Source organism: Pseudomonas sp. TYF_14 (assembly GCF_043105275.1).
Classification (GTDB): domain Bacteria; phylum Pseudomonadota; class Gammaproteobacteria; order Pseudomonadales; family Pseudomonadaceae; genus Aquipseudomonas; species Aquipseudomonas alloputida.
Map to the genome: position 1 here is coordinate 372,772 of NZ_JBICLK010000061.1, position 20,447 is coordinate 393,218.

At 58.5% G+C, this 20,447-nt stretch carries 19 protein-coding genes; 18 read left to right on the forward strand and 1 reads right to left on the reverse strand.

From position 1 onward, the window contains the following. Positions 1-49: 49 nt before the first annotated feature. The 4 genes from ACF8O8_RS17950 to ACF8O8_RS17965 all read left to right on the forward strand — a co-directional run bounded on the left by ACF8O8_RS17950 (position 50) and on the right by ACF8O8_RS17965 (position 4,637). Entirely contained in the window at positions 50-1,657 is a 1,608-nt protein-coding gene (locus ACF8O8_RS17950) for an MFS transporter (RefSeq protein ID WP_392510138.1), read from the forward strand. Positions 1,658-1,720: 63 nt separating this feature from the next. After that, positions 1,721-3,361: an electron transfer flavoprotein-ubiquinone oxidoreductase gene (locus ACF8O8_RS17955; RefSeq protein ID WP_392510182.1), complete on the forward strand. Its 1,641-nt coding sequence runs from the start codon at positions 1,721-1,723 to the stop codon at positions 3,359-3,361. A gap of 44 nt (positions 3,362-3,405) precedes the next feature. After that, the gene (locus tag ACF8O8_RS17960; RefSeq protein WP_392510139.1) at positions 3,406-4,182 is read left to right on the forward strand and encodes an enoyl-CoA hydratase; all 777 of its coding nucleotides are present in this window, start codon (positions 3,406-3,408) and stop codon (positions 4,180-4,182) included. 8 nt (positions 4,183-4,190) lie between these two features. Next, positions 4,191-4,637, forward strand: coding sequence for a PaaI family thioesterase (locus ACF8O8_RS17965; RefSeq protein ID WP_392510140.1), 447 nt, complete (start codon positions 4,191-4,193; stop codon positions 4,635-4,637). Between the two features lie 105 nt (positions 4,638-4,742). On the opposite strand, the gene ACF8O8_RS17970 is transcribed toward ACF8O8_RS17965, so the two are convergent. Then, the gene (locus ACF8O8_RS17970) at positions 4,743-5,723 is read right to left on the reverse strand and encodes an AraC family transcriptional regulator (RefSeq protein WP_392510141.1); all 981 of its coding nucleotides are present in this window, start codon (positions 5,721-5,723) and stop codon (positions 4,743-4,745) included. Positions 5,724-6,098: 375 nt separating this feature from the next. On the opposite strand from ACF8O8_RS17970, the gene ACF8O8_RS17975 reads away from it, so the two are divergent. From ACF8O8_RS17975 to ACF8O8_RS18040, 14 genes are all read left to right on the forward strand, one after another. Further along, a complete protein-coding gene (locus ACF8O8_RS17975) occupies positions 6,099-7,343 on the forward strand; it encodes a cytochrome P450 (RefSeq protein WP_392510142.1) in 1,245 nt (414 codons plus the stop codon). A 13-nt stretch (positions 7,344-7,356) separates the two neighbouring features. Further along, positions 7,357-8,370, forward strand: coding sequence for an LLM class flavin-dependent oxidoreductase (locus ACF8O8_RS17980; RefSeq protein WP_392510143.1), 1,014 nt, complete (start codon positions 7,357-7,359; stop codon positions 8,368-8,370). Between the two features lie 181 nt (positions 8,371-8,551). Continuing rightward, a complete protein-coding gene (locus ACF8O8_RS17985; protein ID WP_392510144.1) occupies positions 8,552-9,400 on the forward strand; it encodes an SDR family NAD(P)-dependent oxidoreductase in 849 nt (282 codons plus the stop codon). 46 nt (positions 9,401-9,446) lie between these two features. Further along, positions 9,447-10,115, forward strand: a complete 669-nt coding sequence (gene npdG, locus ACF8O8_RS17990) for an NADPH-dependent F420 reductase (protein WP_392510145.1) — start codon at positions 9,447-9,449, stop codon at positions 10,113-10,115. A gap of 14 nt (positions 10,116-10,129) precedes the next feature. Continuing rightward, a complete protein-coding gene (gene cofE, locus ACF8O8_RS17995; RefSeq protein ID WP_392510146.1) occupies positions 10,130-10,900 on the forward strand; it encodes a coenzyme F420-0:L-glutamate ligase in 771 nt (256 codons plus the stop codon). Next, the gene (gene cofD, locus ACF8O8_RS18000) at positions 10,897-11,847 is read left to right on the forward strand and encodes a 2-phospho-L-lactate transferase (RefSeq protein WP_392510147.1); all 951 of its coding nucleotides are present in this window, start codon (positions 10,897-10,899) and stop codon (positions 11,845-11,847) included. Before cofE ends, cofD begins: the two co-directional genes overlap by 4 nt. After that, positions 11,831-12,556, forward strand: a complete 726-nt coding sequence (gene cofC, locus ACF8O8_RS18005) for a 2-phospho-L-lactate guanylyltransferase (RefSeq protein WP_392510148.1) — start codon at positions 11,831-11,833, stop codon at positions 12,554-12,556. Before cofD ends, cofC begins: the two co-directional genes overlap by 17 nt. Continuing rightward, on the forward strand, positions 12,553-14,934 hold the full coding sequence (cofH, locus tag ACF8O8_RS18010) for a 5-amino-6-(D-ribitylamino)uracil--L-tyrosine 4-hydroxyphenyl transferase CofH (RefSeq protein ID WP_392510149.1): 2,382 nt from the start codon (positions 12,553-12,555) through the stop codon (positions 14,932-14,934). The genes cofC and cofH overlap by 4 nt, the downstream gene beginning before the upstream one ends. 97 nt (positions 14,935-15,031) lie before the next feature. Further along, positions 15,032-15,481, forward strand: coding sequence for a hypothetical protein (locus tag ACF8O8_RS18015; protein WP_392510150.1), 450 nt, complete (start codon positions 15,032-15,034; stop codon positions 15,479-15,481). Between the two features lie 14 nt (positions 15,482-15,495). Continuing rightward, positions 15,496-16,866: a DUF1329 domain-containing protein gene (locus ACF8O8_RS18020; RefSeq protein ID WP_392510151.1), complete on the forward strand. Its 1,371-nt coding sequence runs from the start codon at positions 15,496-15,498 to the stop codon at positions 16,864-16,866. Positions 16,867-17,031: 165 nt separating this feature from the next. Then, positions 17,032-18,288: an NAD(P)/FAD-dependent oxidoreductase gene (locus ACF8O8_RS18025; protein WP_392510152.1), complete on the forward strand. Its 1,257-nt coding sequence runs from the start codon at positions 17,032-17,034 to the stop codon at positions 18,286-18,288. 97 nt (positions 18,289-18,385) lie between these two features. Then, complete coding sequence (locus ACF8O8_RS18030; RefSeq protein ID WP_392510183.1) at positions 18,386-18,628, forward strand: (2Fe-2S)-binding protein; 243 nt, start codon at positions 18,386-18,388, stop codon at positions 18,626-18,628. A gap of 190 nt (positions 18,629-18,818) precedes the next feature. After that, positions 18,819-19,628, forward strand: coding sequence for an SDR family NAD(P)-dependent oxidoreductase (locus tag ACF8O8_RS18035; protein WP_392510153.1), 810 nt, complete (start codon positions 18,819-18,821; stop codon positions 19,626-19,628). Then, positions 19,625-20,401: an SDR family NAD(P)-dependent oxidoreductase gene (locus tag ACF8O8_RS18040; protein WP_392510154.1), complete on the forward strand. Its 777-nt coding sequence runs from the start codon at positions 19,625-19,627 to the stop codon at positions 20,399-20,401. Before ACF8O8_RS18035 ends, ACF8O8_RS18040 begins: the two co-directional genes overlap by 4 nt. The last annotated feature ends 46 nt before the right edge of the window (positions 20,402-20,447 follow it).

Sequence of the window (20,447 nt, forward strand, 5' to 3'; positions counted from 1 at the left end):
AAACAGTGTTCATAATAACAAACCGGGCATTAGGCCCTACGGACCCTGTATGCAGCCAGACGGCCAGAGCACTCCTGTCGCCTCACGGGCAGCTAACCTGCCACCGCTGAGCTATCCGCTGTTCCGCGCCGTATGGTGCGCAACCCTCACGGCCAACATTTGCCTGTGGATGCAGAATGTCGCCGCTGCCTGGTTGATGGTCCAGTTTGACCCGTCTCCGTTGATGGTGGCACTGGTGCAGACCGCGATCACCCTGCCGGCATTCCTCTTTGGTCTGCCGGCTGGGGTCTATGCCGACCTGCTCGACAAGCGACGTATCCTTATCTGGACCCACGCCTGGATGTTGGCAGCCACCTTGCTGCTCTACGTGCTGCTGACCAGCGGCCAGCTGACACCCTGGGGTCTTCTGTTGCTGGCATTCAGCCTCGGTACCGGAAGCGCTGTCAGCATCCCTGCCTGGCAGGCGACTACCTCTGACGCAGTGCCTCGTACCGTTCTCGGGGCAGCGATCAACCTCAATGCTATCGCCTACAATGCTGCGCGTGCTGTCGGTCCTGCCCTGGCCGGCATCATCATCGCCAATTCCAGCCTGGAATGGGTATTTGCCTTGAACATCGTGCTGCTGGTGAGCGTTCTGGCAATTTTCGTCTTTGCCTATCGACCGGGCCCTACCACTCTCGCGCCCAAGGAGCCCCTACTCACTGCCATGCGCACAGGGTTGCGTTATGTTCGGCATGCCCATCCGCTGCACGGTCATATCCTGCGCACGCTGTTCTTCGTCAGCTGCGCGAGCAGCCTGTGGGCACTGCTTCCCTTGGTTGCCGGTGGAGACAACGTTGGAGGCTACGGCCTGCTGGTGGGTAGCCTTGGTGCAGGCGCGGTCGTTGGCGGGATCGTACTAAACCAGCTAAGGCCGCGGATCAGCGACTTTCACCGCCTTTCGACGTTATCCACGGTGGTATTTCTGCTTGCCATGCTGGTCGCTGCCTGGGCGCCGTACCTGACACTGATCAGCGTTACCCTGGTACTCGCGGGTGCAGCCTGGATCAACTTCAATTCGACGACCAGTGCAGCGTTCCAGACAACGCTACCTGGTTGGGTGCGGGCCCGTGCACTGGCCATCTTCATGCTGACCTTCCAAGGGTCCATGGCCATTGGCGGCATGCTCTGGGGCGCTGTAGCCAACCAACTGGGTGTGTCGTGGACCTTGACCCTGGCAGCTGGCCTGATCTTCCTCGGCATGGCAGTTACCCGCCATTACCCTTTGCGAATGGGGCGTGAAGCCGAGGTCACCCTGTCCTCGCACTGGGCCGAACACCGCGTAGACATCAGCCCAGACGTCAATGACGGCCCCGTAGTCGTCCAGGTCGACTATCACGTGGCCATCGAGCATCAGCAGGACTTCTGTCAGCTGATCTCCCGATTGGGCCAGGCTCGCAAACGCGATGGGGCCACGCAGTGGCTGCTCTATCGAGACCTGGCTGACCCGCAGCGATTCAGCGAACGCTTTGTCACAGCCTCTTGGGGCGAGCATTTGTTGCAACGCCGCAGAAGCACGCTCGCCGATCACGAACAAGAAAAACAACTGACGCATTACCTGCAGCCAGGGACGATCCCTAGTGTGTCTCACTACCTGCTCGTCGTTCCCACGCCCTAACCGTGAAACCAGACGCCACTGAAGACGTGGCCTAGGAGAAATCTGTTGTCCGATCGTGAGTATATGGAATTCGACGTGGTGATCGTCGGCGCTGGCCCATCAGGCCTCTCGGCTGCCTGTCGGCTGAAGCAGATTGCTGCCCAGACAAGCCAGGACATCAGCGTGTGCGTCGTCGAAAAAGGCTCTGAAGTGGGCGCGCATATTCTTTCTGGCGCAGTGTTCGAACCCCGAGCGCTGAATGAATTGTTCCCCGACTGGCAGGCACTCGGCGCACCGCTGAATACGCCAGTGGTGCGAGACGACATCTATCTGTTGCAAGGCCCGGAGACAGCCACCCAGATCCCGGGGTTGTTTGTGCCCAAAACCATGCATAACCAAGGCAACTACATCATTTCACTTGCCAATCTATGCCGCTGGCTCGGCCAGCAGGCAGAAAACCTGGGCGTTGAGATCTACCCTGGTTTCGCCGCCCAGGAGGCATTGATCGATGAAGACGGTGTTGTACGGGGCATCGTGACCGGTGATCTTGGGGTTGATCGGGAGGGCCAGCCCAAAGATGGCCTTTACACCCCAGGTATGGAGTTGAGGGCCAAGTACACCTTGTTTGCCGAGGGCTGCCGAGGCCATATAGGCAAGCAACTTATCCGCAAGTATCAGCTGGACAGCGATGCTGATGCGCAGCACTACGGTATCGGCATCAAGGAAATCTGGGATATCGACCCGTCCCTGCACCAGCCTGGGCTGGTGGTCCACACCGCTGGCTGGCCGCTCAATGACGACAACCCTGGCGGTTCGTTCCTCTATCACCTGGAGAATAACCAGGTGGTGGTGGGTTTGATCATCGACCTGTCGTACAGCAATACCTATCTGTCGCCGTTCGACGAATTCCAACGCTACAAGCACCATCCTGTGGTCAAGCAGTACCTGGAGGGCGGAAAGCGCGTCACCTATGGGGCGCGAGCCATCTGCAAAGGTGGCCTGAACTCGCTGCCCAGGATGATCTTCCCCGGCGGCGCGCTCATAGGATGCGACCTGGGCACCTTGAACTTCGCCAAGATCAAGGGCAGCCATACCGCCATGAAATCCGGGATGCTCGCTGCAGAAGCGGTTGCGGCCGCACTGGCCGCAGGCCGCGAAGGTGGCGATATGCTTGACGGTTACGTTGAAGGGTTCAAAGCCAGCTGGCTGTACGACGAATTATTCCGCAGCCGTAATTTCGGCCCAGCCTTACACAAGTTCGGCGCGTTGGTAGGCGGGGCGTTCAACTTCATCGATCAGAACATCTTCAGCGGCAAGCTGCCCTTCACCTTGCACGACAACAAGCCAGATCACGCCTGCCTCAAACCCGCCGCCGAGTGCAACAGGATTGCCTACCCAAAACCCGACGGAAAGCTGAGCTTCGACAAGCTGTCGTCGGTGTTCCTGTCCAATACCAACCACGAGGAAGAGCAGCCGTGCCACCTGAGGCTCACAGACCCGGACGTACCTTTGAACTGGAACCTGCCGCGGTATGACGAACCCGCGCAGCGCTACTGCCCCGCCGGTGTTTATGAAGTCGTGACGCAAGACGATGGTGGCAAGCGGTTCCAGATCAACGCGCAAAACTGTGTGCATTGCAAGACCTGCGACATCAAGGACCCCGCTCAAAACATCACCTGGGTCACTCCCGAAGGCGCTGGCGGCCCCAACTACCCCAACATGTAAGCCACCCCAGGCGCCCAATACGTGTGCCTTACAGGAGCAGAATGATGCTTTACGAAACCCTGATTCTGGATAAGCAGGACAAGGTCGGTCTGATACGCCTGAACCGCCCTGAAGCGTACAACGCACTGAACGACCAGCTGATGAATGATTTGACAGCCGCGCTCGATGACCTCGAGGCCGACGACGCCGTTGGCGCCATCGTGCTGATCGGTAGCGAAAAAGCGTTTGCTGCAGGCGCAGACATCAAGATGATGCGCGAGTGGAACATGATGGACGTGTTCAAGCGCCAATTCATCACTGCCAACTGGGAACGCGCCTCGCGCTGCCGCAAACCGGTGATTGCCGCAGTGAGCGGTCTGGCGCTGGGTGGTGGCTGTGAGCTTGCGATGATGTGCGATGTCATCATCGCTGCCGATAATGCCCGTTTCGCGCTGCCGGAAATTACCCTGGCCACCATCCCTGGTGCAGGGGGAACACAACGCTTGACTCGCGCCATTGGCAAGTACAAGGCGATGGAGATGATTCTCAGCGGCCGCCCGATGCTCGCCGACGAAGCTGAGCGCAGCGGGCTGGTCAGCCGGATTGTGCCCCTTGCAGACCTTCAGTCCGAAGCATTGGCATTGGCCGGAAAAATGGCCGGCTACTCCCAGCCGGTGGTGGCACTGGCCAAAGAATGCGTCAATCGGGCCTTTGAGAGCAGTCTCAGCGAAGGTGTGCTGTACGAGCGCCGTATGGCCTACGTGACATTCGGCACAGAGGACCAAAGCGAAGGCCTGGCTGCATTCGTGGAGAAACGCCCACCCCAGTTCAAGCACCGCTAGGAGCCCCCATGACAAAGCAAGTTTCTCTCCCCTCAAAGGCCGTTCGGTATGCCGAGTACCGCGTTGAAGTACCCTTTCTGGACCACCTCGATATCCTGGTCGAACCAGAGCCGGAGCCTCCTTGCCTGGTTGTCGATCTTGAACGCAAGCATCTCAACGGCGCCGAACAGGCACATGGTGGGCTGATGATGACCTTGCTTGACATGGCCATGGCCGCTGCAGCGCGAACCACTGACAGCAAAAAACGGTCATGCGTCACGGTGGAAATGAAAACCAACTTCCTGCGCCCCGGGGGCGGCAGCGGCGGTCGGCTGTCAGCCCGTGGCAAGCTGCGCTACGCTAGCAAGACGCTAGCGTTTTGCGAGGGTGACCTGGTTGACGACCAAGGAAGGCTGGTAGCGACTGCCAGCGGCATCTTCAAATTCGTCAACCTGCCTGGAGATGATGCGCCTTGAGCCTCATCGAGCATCGCTAGCAACACCCCTTCGATGGACCCCTTCAGGAGGCGTGCAATTGGACGCCTCTTTTTTTTGGTCCATCACGAACATCTGGCATTGACTTTAACCACCAAGCGTTTGGTAGTGAGACGGATTTTCTCCCGTCCACGCTTTGAAGGCCCGCCGGAAATTGTGAACATTGCTGAATCCCACGCGATAACTAACTTCCTTCGCACTCAGGCGGGTTTGACTCAGGAAGCTTATCGCCAGGTCCTTGCGGATACTGTCCAGAATCCCTTGGTACGTCTCCCCTTCTGCTTTCAGCTTGCGCTTCAAGCTGGCCGGGCTCACCGCCATGGTCGCACTCATTTCCGTCAGCGTAGGGTAGTTGCCAGGATTCAGAATCAAATGCCGCTTGATAGCGGTGCCAACGCTCGTGCAGCTACTGGCCGCACCAAGGAGCTGGGCACATTGAGCTTCGAGCAGTCCGCCGATTTCCGATGCAGAGAGCACAAGGGGAAGGTCCAGGTACTTTGCGTCGATCGCCAGGCAATTTTCCCTTTGGTTGAATCGAACCGGGCAGCTGAAGATATTCCGGTAGAGTTTTCCGTAAGGCGGCTCGGGGTAGGCCAGATAAAGGCGTTTGAATGGAACATCGACCCCGGTATATGACTGCTGTGCCGTCTTGACCCGCGCGTACATCTCTTCGACCAGAAACGGTTGTACATCGTCCAAGCCGCTGACGGTGGAAAACTTCAGATGCCACTCGCCATTCACCACGCCATCGGAATAATGCGTGAAGTCATTGACCAGCGTCCTATAGGTCTTGCTGAACTCCCTCATACCCCCCAGCGTGGCGCAGAACAGCGCAGCATAACCAAGCAGACCTTCGCCAAGTACGCGTACCTCAAGCCCTATCTTGATACCGATACCCGGTGGAGACATTTCGATAATGCGGTGTAACAACGCGCGATATTGACTGACCGAAGGCATGTAGCCAGCGTTGCCGATGGCGTCGGACTCTATGCCGGTTCCATCCAGGATGGAGTCGAGGGCAATCCCTCTTGCTTCCATCCGCTTGAGCAGGTAGTCGAGCTTTTGCATGGCTAATCAGTCCCGTGCACTCACAGGCCCCCATGGTATGGCATTGATCCTGTCTGACATAGACATTGATGCGTAAATCAGAACGCCATTCAATGCGCCGAACCGTGAATCCCCGCCCATTATCGCCTCTTGAGCCCATCGGATATAGCAATGAGCCCAATGGATATAGGCCTGTCGGCGAACCACTTGTCCCCGCTGCTACCATCGAAACACAGGCTGACAGAGCGAGTTCGGTGGCCACGGACGAGAGCCATCGGAGGTGTGCGGGGTACATAACCGTGGACTATTGCATGCAAGGGTTCGCTCTGAGCTGCCAGCACGTCAACGGATTGAGTGAAGTGATTTCTCAACAATAAAGATAATAGGGAGAGCGCAATGAACAATGCGGAACAACGCGCCCGCGACGCCGGACTGTCGGTGGTCGATTGGGATCTCGAGCTTGACGAAAAGTTTCGTCGCCAGTTGCCTTCGGCCAGTGCTGGGCAAGCCATGCGCGAATACTCACGCGACAAGGGTATGTTTTATAGCAGTGCCGCGCGCGGTTTTTTCGTGGTCACCTCCCATGCCATGATCACCGAAGCACTCAAAAACTGGGAGTTGTTTTCAAGCGTTGGCGGGCACTTCCTCTACCTGCGTGAAACACCGGCACACCGACCACTGCCCATGCAGATGGACCCACCCGATCACACCAAAGTACGCGCGCTACTTGCACCCTTCTTTACCCCCCAGCGCGTACAAGGCAGGTTCAAGGAAGATGCGGTTGCGCTGACCCGCGAAATTATCGACCGCGTTACCACACTCGGCTCATGCGATGCGATAAGTGAACTGGCTGAACCCATTGCCACGGCGATCACGCTGAACAACATGGGCGTGTCGCCTTCGCTTGCCCGTGACCTCACCCAAGCCGTGAGAGCACGTTCAAACCCTAGTACGGTGGGGCAGGACAAGAAAACCTACGAGCAGGGCGTGTTCACAATCCGTGATGTCTTCCTCGAAATCCTCGCCAAGCGTCGCGTCGAACGCGCCGACGACATCCCTTCGGCGCTGCTGGACGCGCGGGTCGACGGTAAACCACTCGACGACGACACCATCCTGAACCTGTGCTGCACGGGGTTTTCTGCAGGTGTGCACACCAGCAGCACGCAGATGGGGTTTGCCTTTTATTACCTGGCGAGCAAGCCCGAGCTGCGCAGACAGATCGTAGAAAACCCTGGCTGCATTCCCACTGCGATCGACGAGCTTTTGCGCTTCGAGTCCTCCGCAGTCATGGGGGGGCGTACCGTCACGCGTTCAGCAATGTTCCATGGCGTGAAGCTGGAAGCCGGCGATCGCGTGATGCTTCTGACACTCGCAGCCAATCGTGATCCCGCGATATTCGAGAACCCCGACCGTATCGACCTTAATCGCAAACCTAACCCGCACCTGTCCCTCGGAGGTGGCCCACATCGCTGCATTGGTTCGTTCCAGGCACGCATGATCATGCAGACCTTACTTGAGGAATGGCACCGGGCGATCCCCGATTATTGGTTGGGTGATATGAGCAACGTGACTTACGAAATGGCAATTACCGGCCGCATGAGCGCCGTGCCCCTCCAATTCGCACCCCGCCCTATTCATTGACAGGAGAAACACAATGCCAGCGTTGGAACTGACTTTCGATTTGCGTCTACCCACTTGGGCGACAACCAAGCGCACTGACCTCTACAAAGCTTCACTGGATATTGCCCAATGGGCTGATGAACGCGGATTTCAGGCCACCTCCATCGGCGAGCACCACACCACCGATGACGGCTATCTGCCCTCGCCTGTCATGCTCGCTATGGCTATTGCCGCGCGAACCAAGCATTTGCAACTGCGCATGATCGTCCTCGCGCCATTCTACAACTTGATGAGGCTGTCGGAGGATCTGCACGTACTGGAGGTGCTGAGTGGCGGTCGTGCACTGCCGGTCATCAGCGGCGGATATCGCCCCGCTGAATTCGACATGTACGGTATTCGGCTTGAAGACCGGCTGAACGTGATGGAGGAGACGGTGGAGTTTCTCAAGAACGCGGGCACCGGCGAACCATTCATGTACCGCGGGCGCCAGATCGATTGCGTTTCCCCCGTGCCGGACGAGCCTATGCGCGTGTTGATGGGCGCCAGCTTCGAAAAAGTATTGCGCCGTGCCGCGCATACGCGTGCAGATGGAGTTCGACCCGCCGAGTACAAGCTCGCCGAGTTCTATCGAGACGAGCTCAAGAAGATGGGCAAGCCTGATCCCGGCCCTTACCCTACCTATGGGCCGACGTATCTACACGTGACCCATTCCCCGGAAAAAGCATGGGATCAGGTCGGACGGCATCTACTGCACTGGACACAGTCCTATGCCAAATACTCCACTCAGCGCAACAAAAGTGGCCAGTTGTCGTCAGCCTACGAGGCGGGTGACACCATTGAAAGCCTCAAAGCGAATCCGAACTTCCAGATCGTCACACCTGAACAATGCCTGGAATATGCCAAGACCTACGGGCCACACGACATCCTGCGCATTGCCCCGCTCGCGGGTGGCATCGACCCCAAAATTGCCTGGGAAAACCTCAATCTATTTGAGAAGGAAGTGTTGCCGCACCTGGATGTCACGTTCAATCCGCGCCTCGTTTATTGATCGCGGGGTTGTTCGACGACATCCCAAGCGGTGACCCATCGCATTGAAAGAGCAGGCGGTGCGCAAGCTTGCAGTGACACACCAGCACCGCAACCTCTCGGAGCTTGCCGTCAGCGCGAGCGGAGCGACAAGCCAGGAAATTGTGCGTTCCAGAATAATAACAAGTCGGAGCAACACGAAGATGAGGCGATTCGAAGGACAGATAGTAGTAGTGATCGGTTCGGCGACAGGCCTTGGCCGGGCCATGGCCGAGGAATTTGCGCGCGAAGGCGCCCACCTGGTGCTGGCCGATATCGATACTGAAAAAGTCAAGGAAACGCAACAAAGCGTCGAAGCGCTAGGCGCTCAAGCGATCACCGTCGCAACAGACGTCATGAAGCGTGAAAATCTCGTTGAGCTGGCCCAGAGTACGCTTGAGCGCTTCGGTCGTGTGGATATCGTCTGCAGCAACGCTGGAGTCGGCGAGTACTCATGCTCCGCCTGGGAAAAGGACGAAACCGACCTGGATTGGGTATTGGGCGTCAACCTTTACGGTACGGTTTACGCCGTGTCGGCCTTTATCCCGATCATGATGAAGCAGGGCCATGGCCACTTCGTCTCCACCGGCTCCAACACTTCGCTGCAACCCATCCCCTCTATGTCCGTCTACGCCGCCAGCAAACGCGCCATGCTGGGCTACTGTGAGGCTCTTCAATACGACCTGTGGAATAACGATTCCTCGATCAACGTGTCGGTAATTTGCCCGAACAAGGTGATGACCGATATGCCCGACAGCGCGCGCAATCGCCCACAGAGCCTCGCCGGTAGAACCCCGACCACGGAAGAAATTGCACGCAAGGCGGCCTTCTTGGCTGCAGGCGGCCACACCCCTCAAGAGGCAGCGAAAATCGTGCTGGACGGGGTTGCCGAGCAGCGGTTCTACATTCTCACGAACGCGGTGGATGCCGACCAGGCGCAGGCGTGGGCGCTCGGGGTGCGTCACGGTCACTTGGTGCGCCCCAACTACGCCCCGCCCAAGCTTGGCCGTTGATGCGCGAACTTACACCCCGGGTTCAGACAGTTGGAGCATATGAAGCATGGAAACAAAACCCACACTCGCCGTCCTCGGTGGTACCGGAGCCCTCGGCTCTGGCCTGGCACTGCGCTGGATTCAAGCGGGCTACAACGTCATCATCGGTTCACGCGAACACGAGAAAGCGACAACAGCCTGCGCCGAGATGCGCACCCTTCTCACCAAGCGCGGCGCTGACGCCACACTGCTAGCGGACATGGACAATATCGGGGCAGCAGCCGCTGCCGAGATCATTGTGCTAACTGTCCCCTTCAGCCACCAGCAGAGCACACTGGCCGCCGTAAAAGATCAACTGCACGGCAAGATTCTGATCGATGTGACGGTGCCATTGATGCCACCTAAAGTCGGCACGGTGCAACTGCCTGACGCAGGTTCCGCCGGACAGGTCGCGCAAGCCTTTCTTGGCGACGGCGTGCGCGTCGTCTCAGCTTTTCAAAATGTTGCAGCTGATCACCTCAAGTCAGACCGAGCGCTCGACTGCGATGTGCTGGTTTGCGGCAACGACCCGCAGGCTCGGGCCGAGGTCGTCAAGCTTGTCGAGGCCTGCGGTATGCGTGGTTTCCAGGCCGGCCCGATCGACAACGCCGCTGCCGCCGAAGCCTTGACCTCAGTGCTGATCACCATCAACCGACAATTCAAATGCCACGCCGGCATCCGAATTTGCGGCCTGTAGAACCGAGTCGGCCCATGACGACACAACTGACTTTGACTGCCCTGCCTGGGATTCCGCTGGTGGAGCCGGGCGACGATTTGTCCACGGTCATCCTCGAGGCTTACGCACGTGTGGAGTTGACACCGGCCGATGGCGATGTGCTGATCGTTGCCCAGAAGGTCGTCTCCAAGGCGGAAAATCGCTATGCGCACCTGCGCACCATCGAACCCTCTGCGCCAGCGCTGGACCTCGCTGGCCATACACGAACGGATCCCCGCTTGACCGAGCTGATTCTGCGCGAATCACGTGAAGTACTACGTCAGAGGCCCGGCGTCATCATTGTCGAGCACCAGCTCGGTTACGTGCATGCCAATGCCGGCATCGACCGTTCCAACATCTTCTCCGACGACGATGACGATCCGCGCGTGCTGTTGCTGCCTGCCGACCCTGACACTTCGGCAAGGATTCTGCGCGACGCCCTGCATGAGCGCTGCGCCGCTGACATCGCGGTCATCATCAACGACTCCGCCGGCAGGGCCTGGCGCAATGGTGTGATCGGTTTTGCAATTGGCTCCGCGGGTATCGAGCCCTTGCGCGACATGATCGGTCAGCCCGACATGTTCGGACGTGCGCTCGAACGCACTCAGATCGCCATTGCTGACGAATTGGCTGCAGCCGGATCCCTGCTGATGGGCCAGGCCAGCGAAGCGACGCCGGTTGTCCTGGCGCGCGGAATTCACTTCAACACCAGCGAGTTGGGCAGCACTCGACTGATTCGGCCCAAGCACGAGGATCTGTTCCGATGAGCATTCGCTATATCGCCTTTTCCGGTGGTGTCGGGGGAGCAAAGCTCGCCTTGGGCCTGGCGCGTGTTGTGCCGCCCGACGAGCTGCTGATCGTCTGCAATACAGGGGACGATTTTGATCACCTCGGTCTACGTATCTGCCCTGATCTTGACACTGTCACCTACACGCTCGCAGGGCGCGCAGACAAGGTACAAGGATGGGGTACCGAAGGCGAAACCTGGAGCTGTCTGGAATCGCTTACAGCGCTTGGCGGCCCCAGTTGGTTTCGTCTTGGAGACAAGGATCTTGCCACTCACCTCTACCGAACTCACCGACTGCGCGAGGGCGCTGGATTAGGCGAAGTCACCGCTGAGCTATGCCATGCCTATGGAGTCGAGGCCCGCGTAGTGCCGGTGTCGGACGACCTGATTGGGACGAAGGTGGTGACGAGCGACGGCGAGCTGCCGTTTCAGGACTATTTTGTACGGCGCCACTGCGCACCACGCGTGTTTGGGTTCCGTTTCGCGGGGGCGGAGACTGCATCCATTCATCCGGAATTGGCTGCTGCGCTGGCGTCGCCAACGCTGCAAGCCACCATCATTTGCCCGTCCAACCCCTTTCTCAGCATCGGCCCCATGCTGGCTATCCCAGGCCTAAAGGCTTCGTTGAGCGCGACAGGAAAGCCGGTCATCGCCGTGTCACCGATTATTGGCAACCAAGCCGTGAAAGGTCCTACTGCCAAAATCATGGCTGAGCTAGGCATGCCGATCACTTCGCTTGCCATCGCTCGGCATTTTCACGGCACTATCGACGCGCTGGTTGTCGATGAGGTGGATCGGGATCTGCTCAGCCCGATTTCCGACCTTGGCATGGCCTGCGAGGTCACGGCAACGCTGATGAAGGACGACGACGATAAAGTGCAGCTCGCCCGAATGATCCTGGAGTACGCCGATGTCCTCACGCGCTGACTCAATCTGGGCGGTCGTCCCGGTCAAGAATTTTTCTGCCGCCAAGAGCAGACTGAGCACATTGCTTAGCGCCGCCCACCGTGCCCAACTCGCCAGAGCGATGGCTGCAGACGTCATCACGGCACTCAGGAACTCAAACGCGGCAGCTCGTCTTTACATGCTGTCGAATTCAAGCGACACCTGCGAAGCTGCTGCTGCCCTTGATATCAATTGGCTGGATGAGGCGAGCGTCGCCCAGTTGCCGGGACTTAACGCTGGCATAGAGGGCACTGCCCGCCTCGCCGCCCGAGGCGGCGCGACCGCGCTCCTGGTGATCCTTGCCGACATGCCGCTGTTGACCGTGGAAGACATTCGTCAGGTGGTATCGACATGGCAATCGCTCGAAGGCGAACAGCGCGTGGTCATGGTTCGCTCCGACGACGGCGGTACCAACCTGCTGCTCGCTGAACACCCGGAAGCGTTCACATACCACTACGGCCCGGACAGCCATGCCCGCCATAGCCGCGAATGCGCACGTCGCCAATGCACCACCGCTACGGTCACGCTGACGAGCACAGCGCTCGACGTCGACAACGTCGAAGATTTTTACAGCCTGGCACATGCGGCGCGGGATGGCCGCTGCGGCAAACACACGGCCGCGCTGCTCAGGGACCTCTCGCCCGCAACGCTCCTTTGCGACACCTCCACTTACCAGGAAATCGCCTCGTGACCCATAACCATAACAACCTCAATGCGAGCGCCATCATCCGTTCAGTCGTCGCGGGCCGCCTACCCAGCGCCGATGAGGCACTGGCCCTGGCTGATTGCGTCGACCTGCCAATGCTACTCGCCGCTGCAAGCGAGATTCGCGACCGTGGTGACCGCAATATCGTGACCTATTCGCGCAAAGTATTTCTACCGCTCACGCGGCTGTGCCGTGACGTCTGTCATTACTGCAGCTTCTCACGCCAGTCGCCCTCCGTCGAAACGGCTTACCTCACGCTGGAACAAGTGCTGGAAACGGCGCGCGCTGGCGTCCAAATGGGCTGCAAGGAAGCGCTGATAACGCTCGGCGAGAAACCTGAACTTCGCTACCGCGCCGCTCGTCAGGCGCTCGATGCGATGGGTTTCGAAACCACTATCGACTATGTCGTGCACATCGCCGCAGCGGTTTTTCGGGAAACGGGCCTTTTGCCGCATGTAAACGCAGGTTGCCTCACCGAAGCTGAAGTGGCGAAGCTGCGTGCTGTTTCACCGTCGATGGGAATAATGCTCGAGTCGACGTCGGAGCGCCTGTGCCAACGCGGCGGCCCGCATTTCGGAAGCCCCGACAAACTACCCGCACCGCGCCTTGCAACGCTCGAGGCAGCCGGCAGGCTGCAAGTGCCAATGACCTCCGGCATCCTGATCGGCATCGGCGAGACCCGCCGCGAGCGAGTCGAGGCCCTGCTCGCACTGCGCGACATACACGAGCGACACGGTAACCTGCAGGAAGTTATCGTTCAGAATTTCCGCTCCAAATGCGGTACGCCGATGGCCAAGGCGCCTGAACCCAGCCTTGACGAGCTCCGCTGGAGCATTGCTATCGCGCGCATCTTGTTTGGGCCGGAAATGGGCATCCAGGCACCGCCAAATCTTTCCTCCGAGGGCTTTGGCATACTCATCGGAGCGGGAGTCAGTGACTGGGGCGGCGTGTCGCCGCTGACGCCTGACTTCATCAATCCCGAGGCGCCATGGCCCCATCTGGACAAACTCGAGCACGAGACAAAAGCAGCCGGTAAACATCTTCAAGAGCGCCTGACCATCTATCCGCGTTACGCGGTGGCCAATACCGACTGGGTGGACCCGGGCTTGCGCAGTGCTGTATTGCGAGGTATCGACACGGAAGGTTACCCCCGTACAGATGATTGGGTCGCTGGCGATGTGCAGCCACCGCCCGCTGCCGACCTTTCGCTGCTCCAAGAGACCGATGACACTCACGTCAGCCAGGATCTGCAGACACTCGTCGAGCTGTTACTTCAAGGCGCGCCTATTGCCGAACAGGATGTCACTCGCTTGTTCCAGGCGCGTGGCCAGGACTTCGCCTATGTCTGCCGCGCGGCGGATCGCTTGCGCAGCGCGCAGTGCGGCGATGTCGTCAGCTACGTAGTCACCCGCAACATCAATTACACCAACATTTGCTACTTCCACTGTGGGTTCTGCGCATTCTCCAAAGGACAGCGCAGCAGTCGAGGTGCCGCCTACAATCTGGGCGCCGAGGAGATTGGCAAACGCGTAGATGAGGCCTGGGCACGTGGCGCGACGGAGGTTTGCCTACAGGGCGGTATCCACCCGGCTTATACCGGCGAAACCTATCTGTCTATCATCGATTCGGTGAAGAAGGCGGCGCCTGACATGCACGTGCATGCCTTTTCGCCACTGGAGATCTGGCAAGGCGCGCACACGCTCGACCTGTCTCTAAACGAGTATCTCACGCGCCTCAAGAACGCGGGCCTGGCCAGCCTGCCCGGAACCGCTGCGGAAGTGCTTGATGATGAAGTCCGCGCCCTGCTTTGCCCCGACAAACTCAACACCCAACAATGGCTGGAAGTAATGTATGCCGCTCACGCGATCGGCCTCAAGAGCACTGCGACCATCATGTTCGGCCATGTCGAACGCATAGAGCATTGGTCACGTCACTTGCTGCACCTGCGTGAGCTCGCCTCGAAAACCGGCGGTATCACCGAATTCGTGCCTCTTGCTTTCGTCCACATGGAGGCTCCGCTCTACCGCAAAGGTAAAGCACGCAAGGGACCTACATTCCGGGAGGCGATCCTGATGCACGCCGTCGGTCGATTGGTGCTGCACCCCTTCATCAAAAACATTCAGGCCTCGTGGGTAAAGATGGGCCTCTCAGGCCTCCAGGCTGCTCTGCATGCCGGCGCCAATGACGCAGGTGGCACATTGATGAACGAATCGATCACCTCCAGCGCCGGCGCCAAGCATGGCCAGGAGATGACCCCCGAGACTTTGACCAACCTGATCGACGCCAGCGGCCGCGTACCGCGCCAGCGAACCACGCTCTACGGTTCGCCGATTCAAGATCGAGAATCGCCAGCAATCTTATAGCAAATCAATTCCGTCCCCCAGAGAGGTTCTTGCCACCGACCCAACCGGAATGCCATGCACTTCGATGAAAACAAGAACAAAACCAGAGGGCATATAAATGCAGAGACAACTAGCTACCCGTGGCAACCCGCTGTCAGCACCCTTCGCGACCGCTAACATAAATCTGGACACTCCGAGTAGTTACAGTCAGCGCGGGTGGGCCAATGGCCGCGCCCCGAGGCTGGGCGCCTATATCGGTATCAACTGCAATCCAGTATGGGAACAGGCGTTGCCAGATATCACCGTGTCGTTCCCGGTTTTCCTGACCAATGAGCTTTACGGCGACCCCGCTAAGCAAACTGCAGGAGTTGCGCCGCGAGACACCTATTCGGTCAGAGTAGATCCGCCCGTTAAATACTTACCGGGCGCGATGAAGCATCAGCTCGACGTTGGATACATCCCCCCTGCAGGCCGCACCGGCGACGTCGGTGAAACAGATGTTCATAGTGGGCTCGACGGCCCACAGGACCGCGATGCGCTGATCTTCACTTATCAAACCGCGCTCTGATTGGGAGGTTCCCTATGAAGCTTCGTATCATTACTTTGTCCATGACACTCTTCGCGGCCAGCGTAGCCCACGCAGCCGTCTCGACGCAGGAAGCCGCTGAACTGGGTAAATCGCTCACCCCATGGGGAGCTGAAGTTGCGGGTAATGCTGCCGGCACCATCCCGGCCTATACCGGCGGGCTGCCGACCTCGACTAATCCGCCTGGGTTTGTGCCAGATTCCGGCCACTGGGCCAACCCTTATCCTGATGACAAACCGCTGTTCATCATTAATGCCAAGAACGTGGATAAGTATGCCGATCAGCTCTCCGAAAGCACCAAAGAGCTGATCAAGCGTTTCCCGGACACCTATACCGTCCCGGTCTATCAGAGCCGGCGCAGCGCTAAATACCCCGACTGGGTCCAGCAGAACAGTCTTGCCAATGCGACGCGTTGCAAAACCATCGAAGAAGGCCTCGCGTTGCAAGGGTGCTTTGGCGGCGTACCTTTCCCCATTCCCAAGACCGGCAATGAAGTTGCTTGGAATGCCATGCTGCACAACCAGGGGGAATCATTGCGGATTTCCGGTCAGGGCTGGTATGTCGATGCCAAAGGCAACAGAGTATTGACGGCAGGCATTGATCTAATTACCGACGCGCCTTACTACAACAAGGAACTGGACGTAGAGAAGTTTGCCGCCATCGGGCTTTACCGGGCGCAGATGAACATCTACACCGCGCCTGCACGCACGGTGGGCGAAGGTAACCTGCTACGTTTTTACGTCAATCCGGTTGAGAGCCCCAATGCCACTTGGAACTACTCGCCTGGCCAACGGCGGGTTCGTCGCTCGCCGGATGCTCAATACGATTTTCCAGTAGCCACTTCTGGCGGTGCCATGCTGTACGATGAGGTGTTCATGTTTTCGGGCATGCAGGACCGGTACGACTTCAAGTACTTGGGCAAGAAAGAAATGATCATCCCTTACAACGCCTATGACTGGATGCAAGCCACGCCCGAAGAGCTCTTGAATCCCCACCACCCTAATCCAAATGTCATGCGCTGGGAGCTTCACCGCGTCAATGTGGTAGAGGCGACCCTCAAGCCAGGCAAGCGTCATGTGCAACCCAAGCGGCGTTTGTACTATGACGAAGATATTCCTTCCACCGGCATGTCCGATGCCTGGGACGCTGCGGGCAATCTGGCCAAGGGCATCTACATGCCGTCCTACCAGATGTACGACAAGCAAGTTCCCCATGCTTCATCAATGTGGCTGTACGACTTTGCAACGGGCGTCTATTACCACACCAGCATCACTGGAGGGCGCGGTAATGGCGCGTTTGTAAGAGAGCATATGCAACCTATTCAATTTTATACAGCAGAATCTTTGGCGCGGCGCAGTCAGCGTTAAGGACAACACAGCAGCAGGCCAACAAGGGCTGCTGCTGTTTTCAAACGCTGCAGCGCTAACAATGCTCGGGCCCATTGGAGCCCTGAAGCAGTACGCTCAATGTCTCAATTCCCAGTTGTTGAAATGATAGTTGCCCCAGGCGACGTCTTCCTAGTCAGGTGTAGAATGATTGAATCCACTTCGCTCGCTGCAGTGATTGTTGGCGCAGGGCATGCGGCAGGAGAACTTGCAACCAGCCTGAGAGACAACGGCTGGCAAGGCAGCATCCTTCTTATCGGGGAAGAGCCCTTCCTCCCCTATCATCGTCCGCCGCTATCAAAAACCTATTTGTCCGGTACGGCGACCGCTCAAAGCCTGCTGATCAAGCCACCGGCCACTTATGAAAAAGCCAAGGTAGACATAATCAGTAGCATGCGGGTCGATAAAATCGACAAGCTCAGCCGTACTGTACTTCTGGCCGATGGCAGAGTGGTCAACTACGATCGCCTGATCCTGGCCACTGGAGGCAGGCCACGGCGATTACCCATTTCGCACATCGAGCAGGCTGAGCGCTCGGGCAACTTTCACTACCTTCGAACGTTGCACGACGTTGACCGTATCCGGCAGCAGTTCGAACCCGGCATGCGCTTGGTCATCATCGGTGGCGGGTATATAGGCCTGGAAGTGGCGGCCGTGGCTGTCAGGCACGGCCTGAAGGTAACAGTCCTCGAAGCCCTGCCTCGGGTATTGGCAAGAGTTACCGCGCCTGAATTATCAGCCTTCTACGAATCGCGTCACCGTGATGCCGGTGTGGACATCCGCACGGGAATGGCCGTTGAGGATGTGCAAATGGATCCATCGGGTGATGCAGTCAGCGTCGTAACGTGCGTGGGCGGCAGCACCGTAGCGGCTGATCTGATTATCGTTGGTATCGGTCTTGAACCGAATGTGGAACTAGCCGCAGAGGCCGGCTTGAGTGTCGATAACGGTGTAGTGGTGGACGAGTTCGGCCAAACGTCTGACCCAAACATCTATGCCGCCGGCGATTGTACTAACCATCCCAACCCCTTGTTCGGCCGCCGACTGCGCCTGGAATCGGTACCCAATGCACTTGAACAGGCACGTTGCGTTGCCGCTTCGATTTGCGGCAATCCAAAGGCCTACTCCTCCATTCCCTGGTTCTGGTCGGATCAGTACGAGTTGAAGCTGAAGATGGTTGGCCTTTCCCAAGGTTACGATCAATTGATTGTTCGAGGAAATCCAGACAGCAATGCCTTTGCGGCTTTTTACCTCAAGGAAGGCCAAGTGTTGGCTGCCGATACCGTGAACCGCCCCGCCGAATTCATGCTGGCCAAACGCTTTATCAGTCAACGGACCAAGGTCGATCCCGCGCGATTGGCCGATGACTCTATTCCACTTCAAGACCTGCTGCCAAACAGCTGATTACTCACTTCCTCAGGACACCAAAATGCCAACCATCATATTCGTTCAACACGACGGAACAGAACAGCGCGTGCAAGCGCAAATCGGCCAATCGGTTATGCAGGTTGCAGTCAGCAATCAAGTACCCGGCATTCTGGGCGACTGCGGAGGCAGTTGCAGCTGCGCCACCTGCCACGGGTATGTCGCGCCGAACTTCAGGTCGCGCATGCCAGTGGCCGAATCGTACGAGACGGACATGCTCACCTGTGCAATGGGTGTATCCGAAGACAGCCGCCTCACCTGCCAAGTCATCGTCACGCCTGAGCTGGACGGCCTAGTGGTGAGACTGCCTACCAGGTAAACCCAACCCATCGGCGAAGAAATGCAATCCAAACCTTCAATAGTGCAATTGATTTTCTATAGAGCTATAGATAATCTCTCGACAGAGCGAAGCAGACTCCCAATCGAATCGAAATCATTCGGAACAGCCCGCTCTGGCGGCTCGTTATCCGCTCAGTAATCATCATCGCGCCATAACCATGGAGAGCAGCATGAATCGACTCAACGGCAAGGTCGCCCTCGTCACGGGCTCTACGCAGGGGCTTGGCGAGGGTATCGTCCGGCGCTTTGCGCAGGAGGGGGCGAAACTCGTGGTTAACGGGCGCTCACAGGAAAAGGGCGAAGCAGTCGTAGCCACGCTGCGCCAGCTCGGCGCCGAAGCCATATTCGTGCGCGCAGACCTGACCGACAAGGAACAAGCGCAACGTCTGGTACGCCAAGCCGCCGAGTACTTCGGCGGCCTCGACATCCTGGTAAACAATGCTCAGGTGGTGCCAGAGCTGGCCAGCGCCGAGTCAGAAGCCAACGATGCTTTGCTCGATGTCGCATTGCGCTCCGGAGTTTATGCCTCGCTCTGGACGGGCCAGGCCGCCCTACCCTGGTTCATCCGGGCAGGTGGCGGGCGCATCATCAACTTCGCCTCAGTGAATGGGGTCTATGGCAGCAAATTCGGGCTGCCGTACAACACCACAAAGGAAGGCATACGCGGCCTCACACGCACCCTGGCCAATGAATGGGGACGCCATAATGTCACTGTGAACGTGGTTCTGCCCTCTGGTTTGAGCCCGGCATACGAAGCGTTCTATGGAGAGGACCGAAAAAAGATGGAGGCTGTTGCCAGACAGACACCCATGCGCCGCCACGGCCGTGCGCAAGAGGATATCGGCAATGCGGTGCTCGGACTTGCCGGCGAGTCTGGCCGCTTCATAACCGGTCAGTCGCTGTTCATCGACGGCGGGCAGAACCTGCTGGGGCTACCACAACTCCACCAAATCGATAGAGTCGAGGGCAACGCATCATGAATGAAATGCAGAACAAAAACGCGCTGATCCTCGGTGCGGACACGATAGGACACGGCATCGCGATACGCTTCGCGCGCGAAGGTGCACGCGTCGCAGTGCTGGATCCCGATGCCAGCCTCGCCGAAGAGTTGGCGCAAACCATTCGTGCTAGCGGTGGTGATGCCTTGGCATTTACTACGCCCTTGGACGAAACGGCTGGGGAAATCGTAACAGCGGCAATCGCACAACTCGGCGGTCTCGATGTCCTGGTCAATAACGTGCTGCCCATTCCTGCCATCGGCCCACTCGAGCGCCAGCCTGCCGCTGTCTTCGCCGAAGTATTCACTTGCATCCAGGCGGCAGTTGCCGCTATGCAGGCCGCCCTGCCAGCCCTGCAGAGTGCAGGCGGCGGGCGCATTATCAACATTGGCCACCGTTACGGCGAGGGCGTCAATGAAGGCTTGGCGGCATACAATGCCGCGGCCTGGAGCCTTGTCGGGCTGACCCGCACGGCAGCCCTTGACTGGGGCCGCTACCAGATCGCCAGCAACCTGCTGCTGCCTTTGGCGGATACCCCGGAACTACGTCGCTATCACGAGCGCCGGCCCGGCGTGATCGACCTGATGATCAGGCAGTTGCCGTTGGAGCGTCTGGGCGACCCAGTCGAAGACATCGGTTCGGCCGCGCTTTTCCTGGCCGGCGACGCGTGCACCTTCGTCAACGGCGAGGTCATTCACGCAGATGGCGGCCAGCACGTGGCCGGACCGGTCCTCAATCCAGCCCGGTTCGGCTGATTAGCCGATCAAGGTGATGAAGTACTGCATGGGGCTGCTTCGCAGC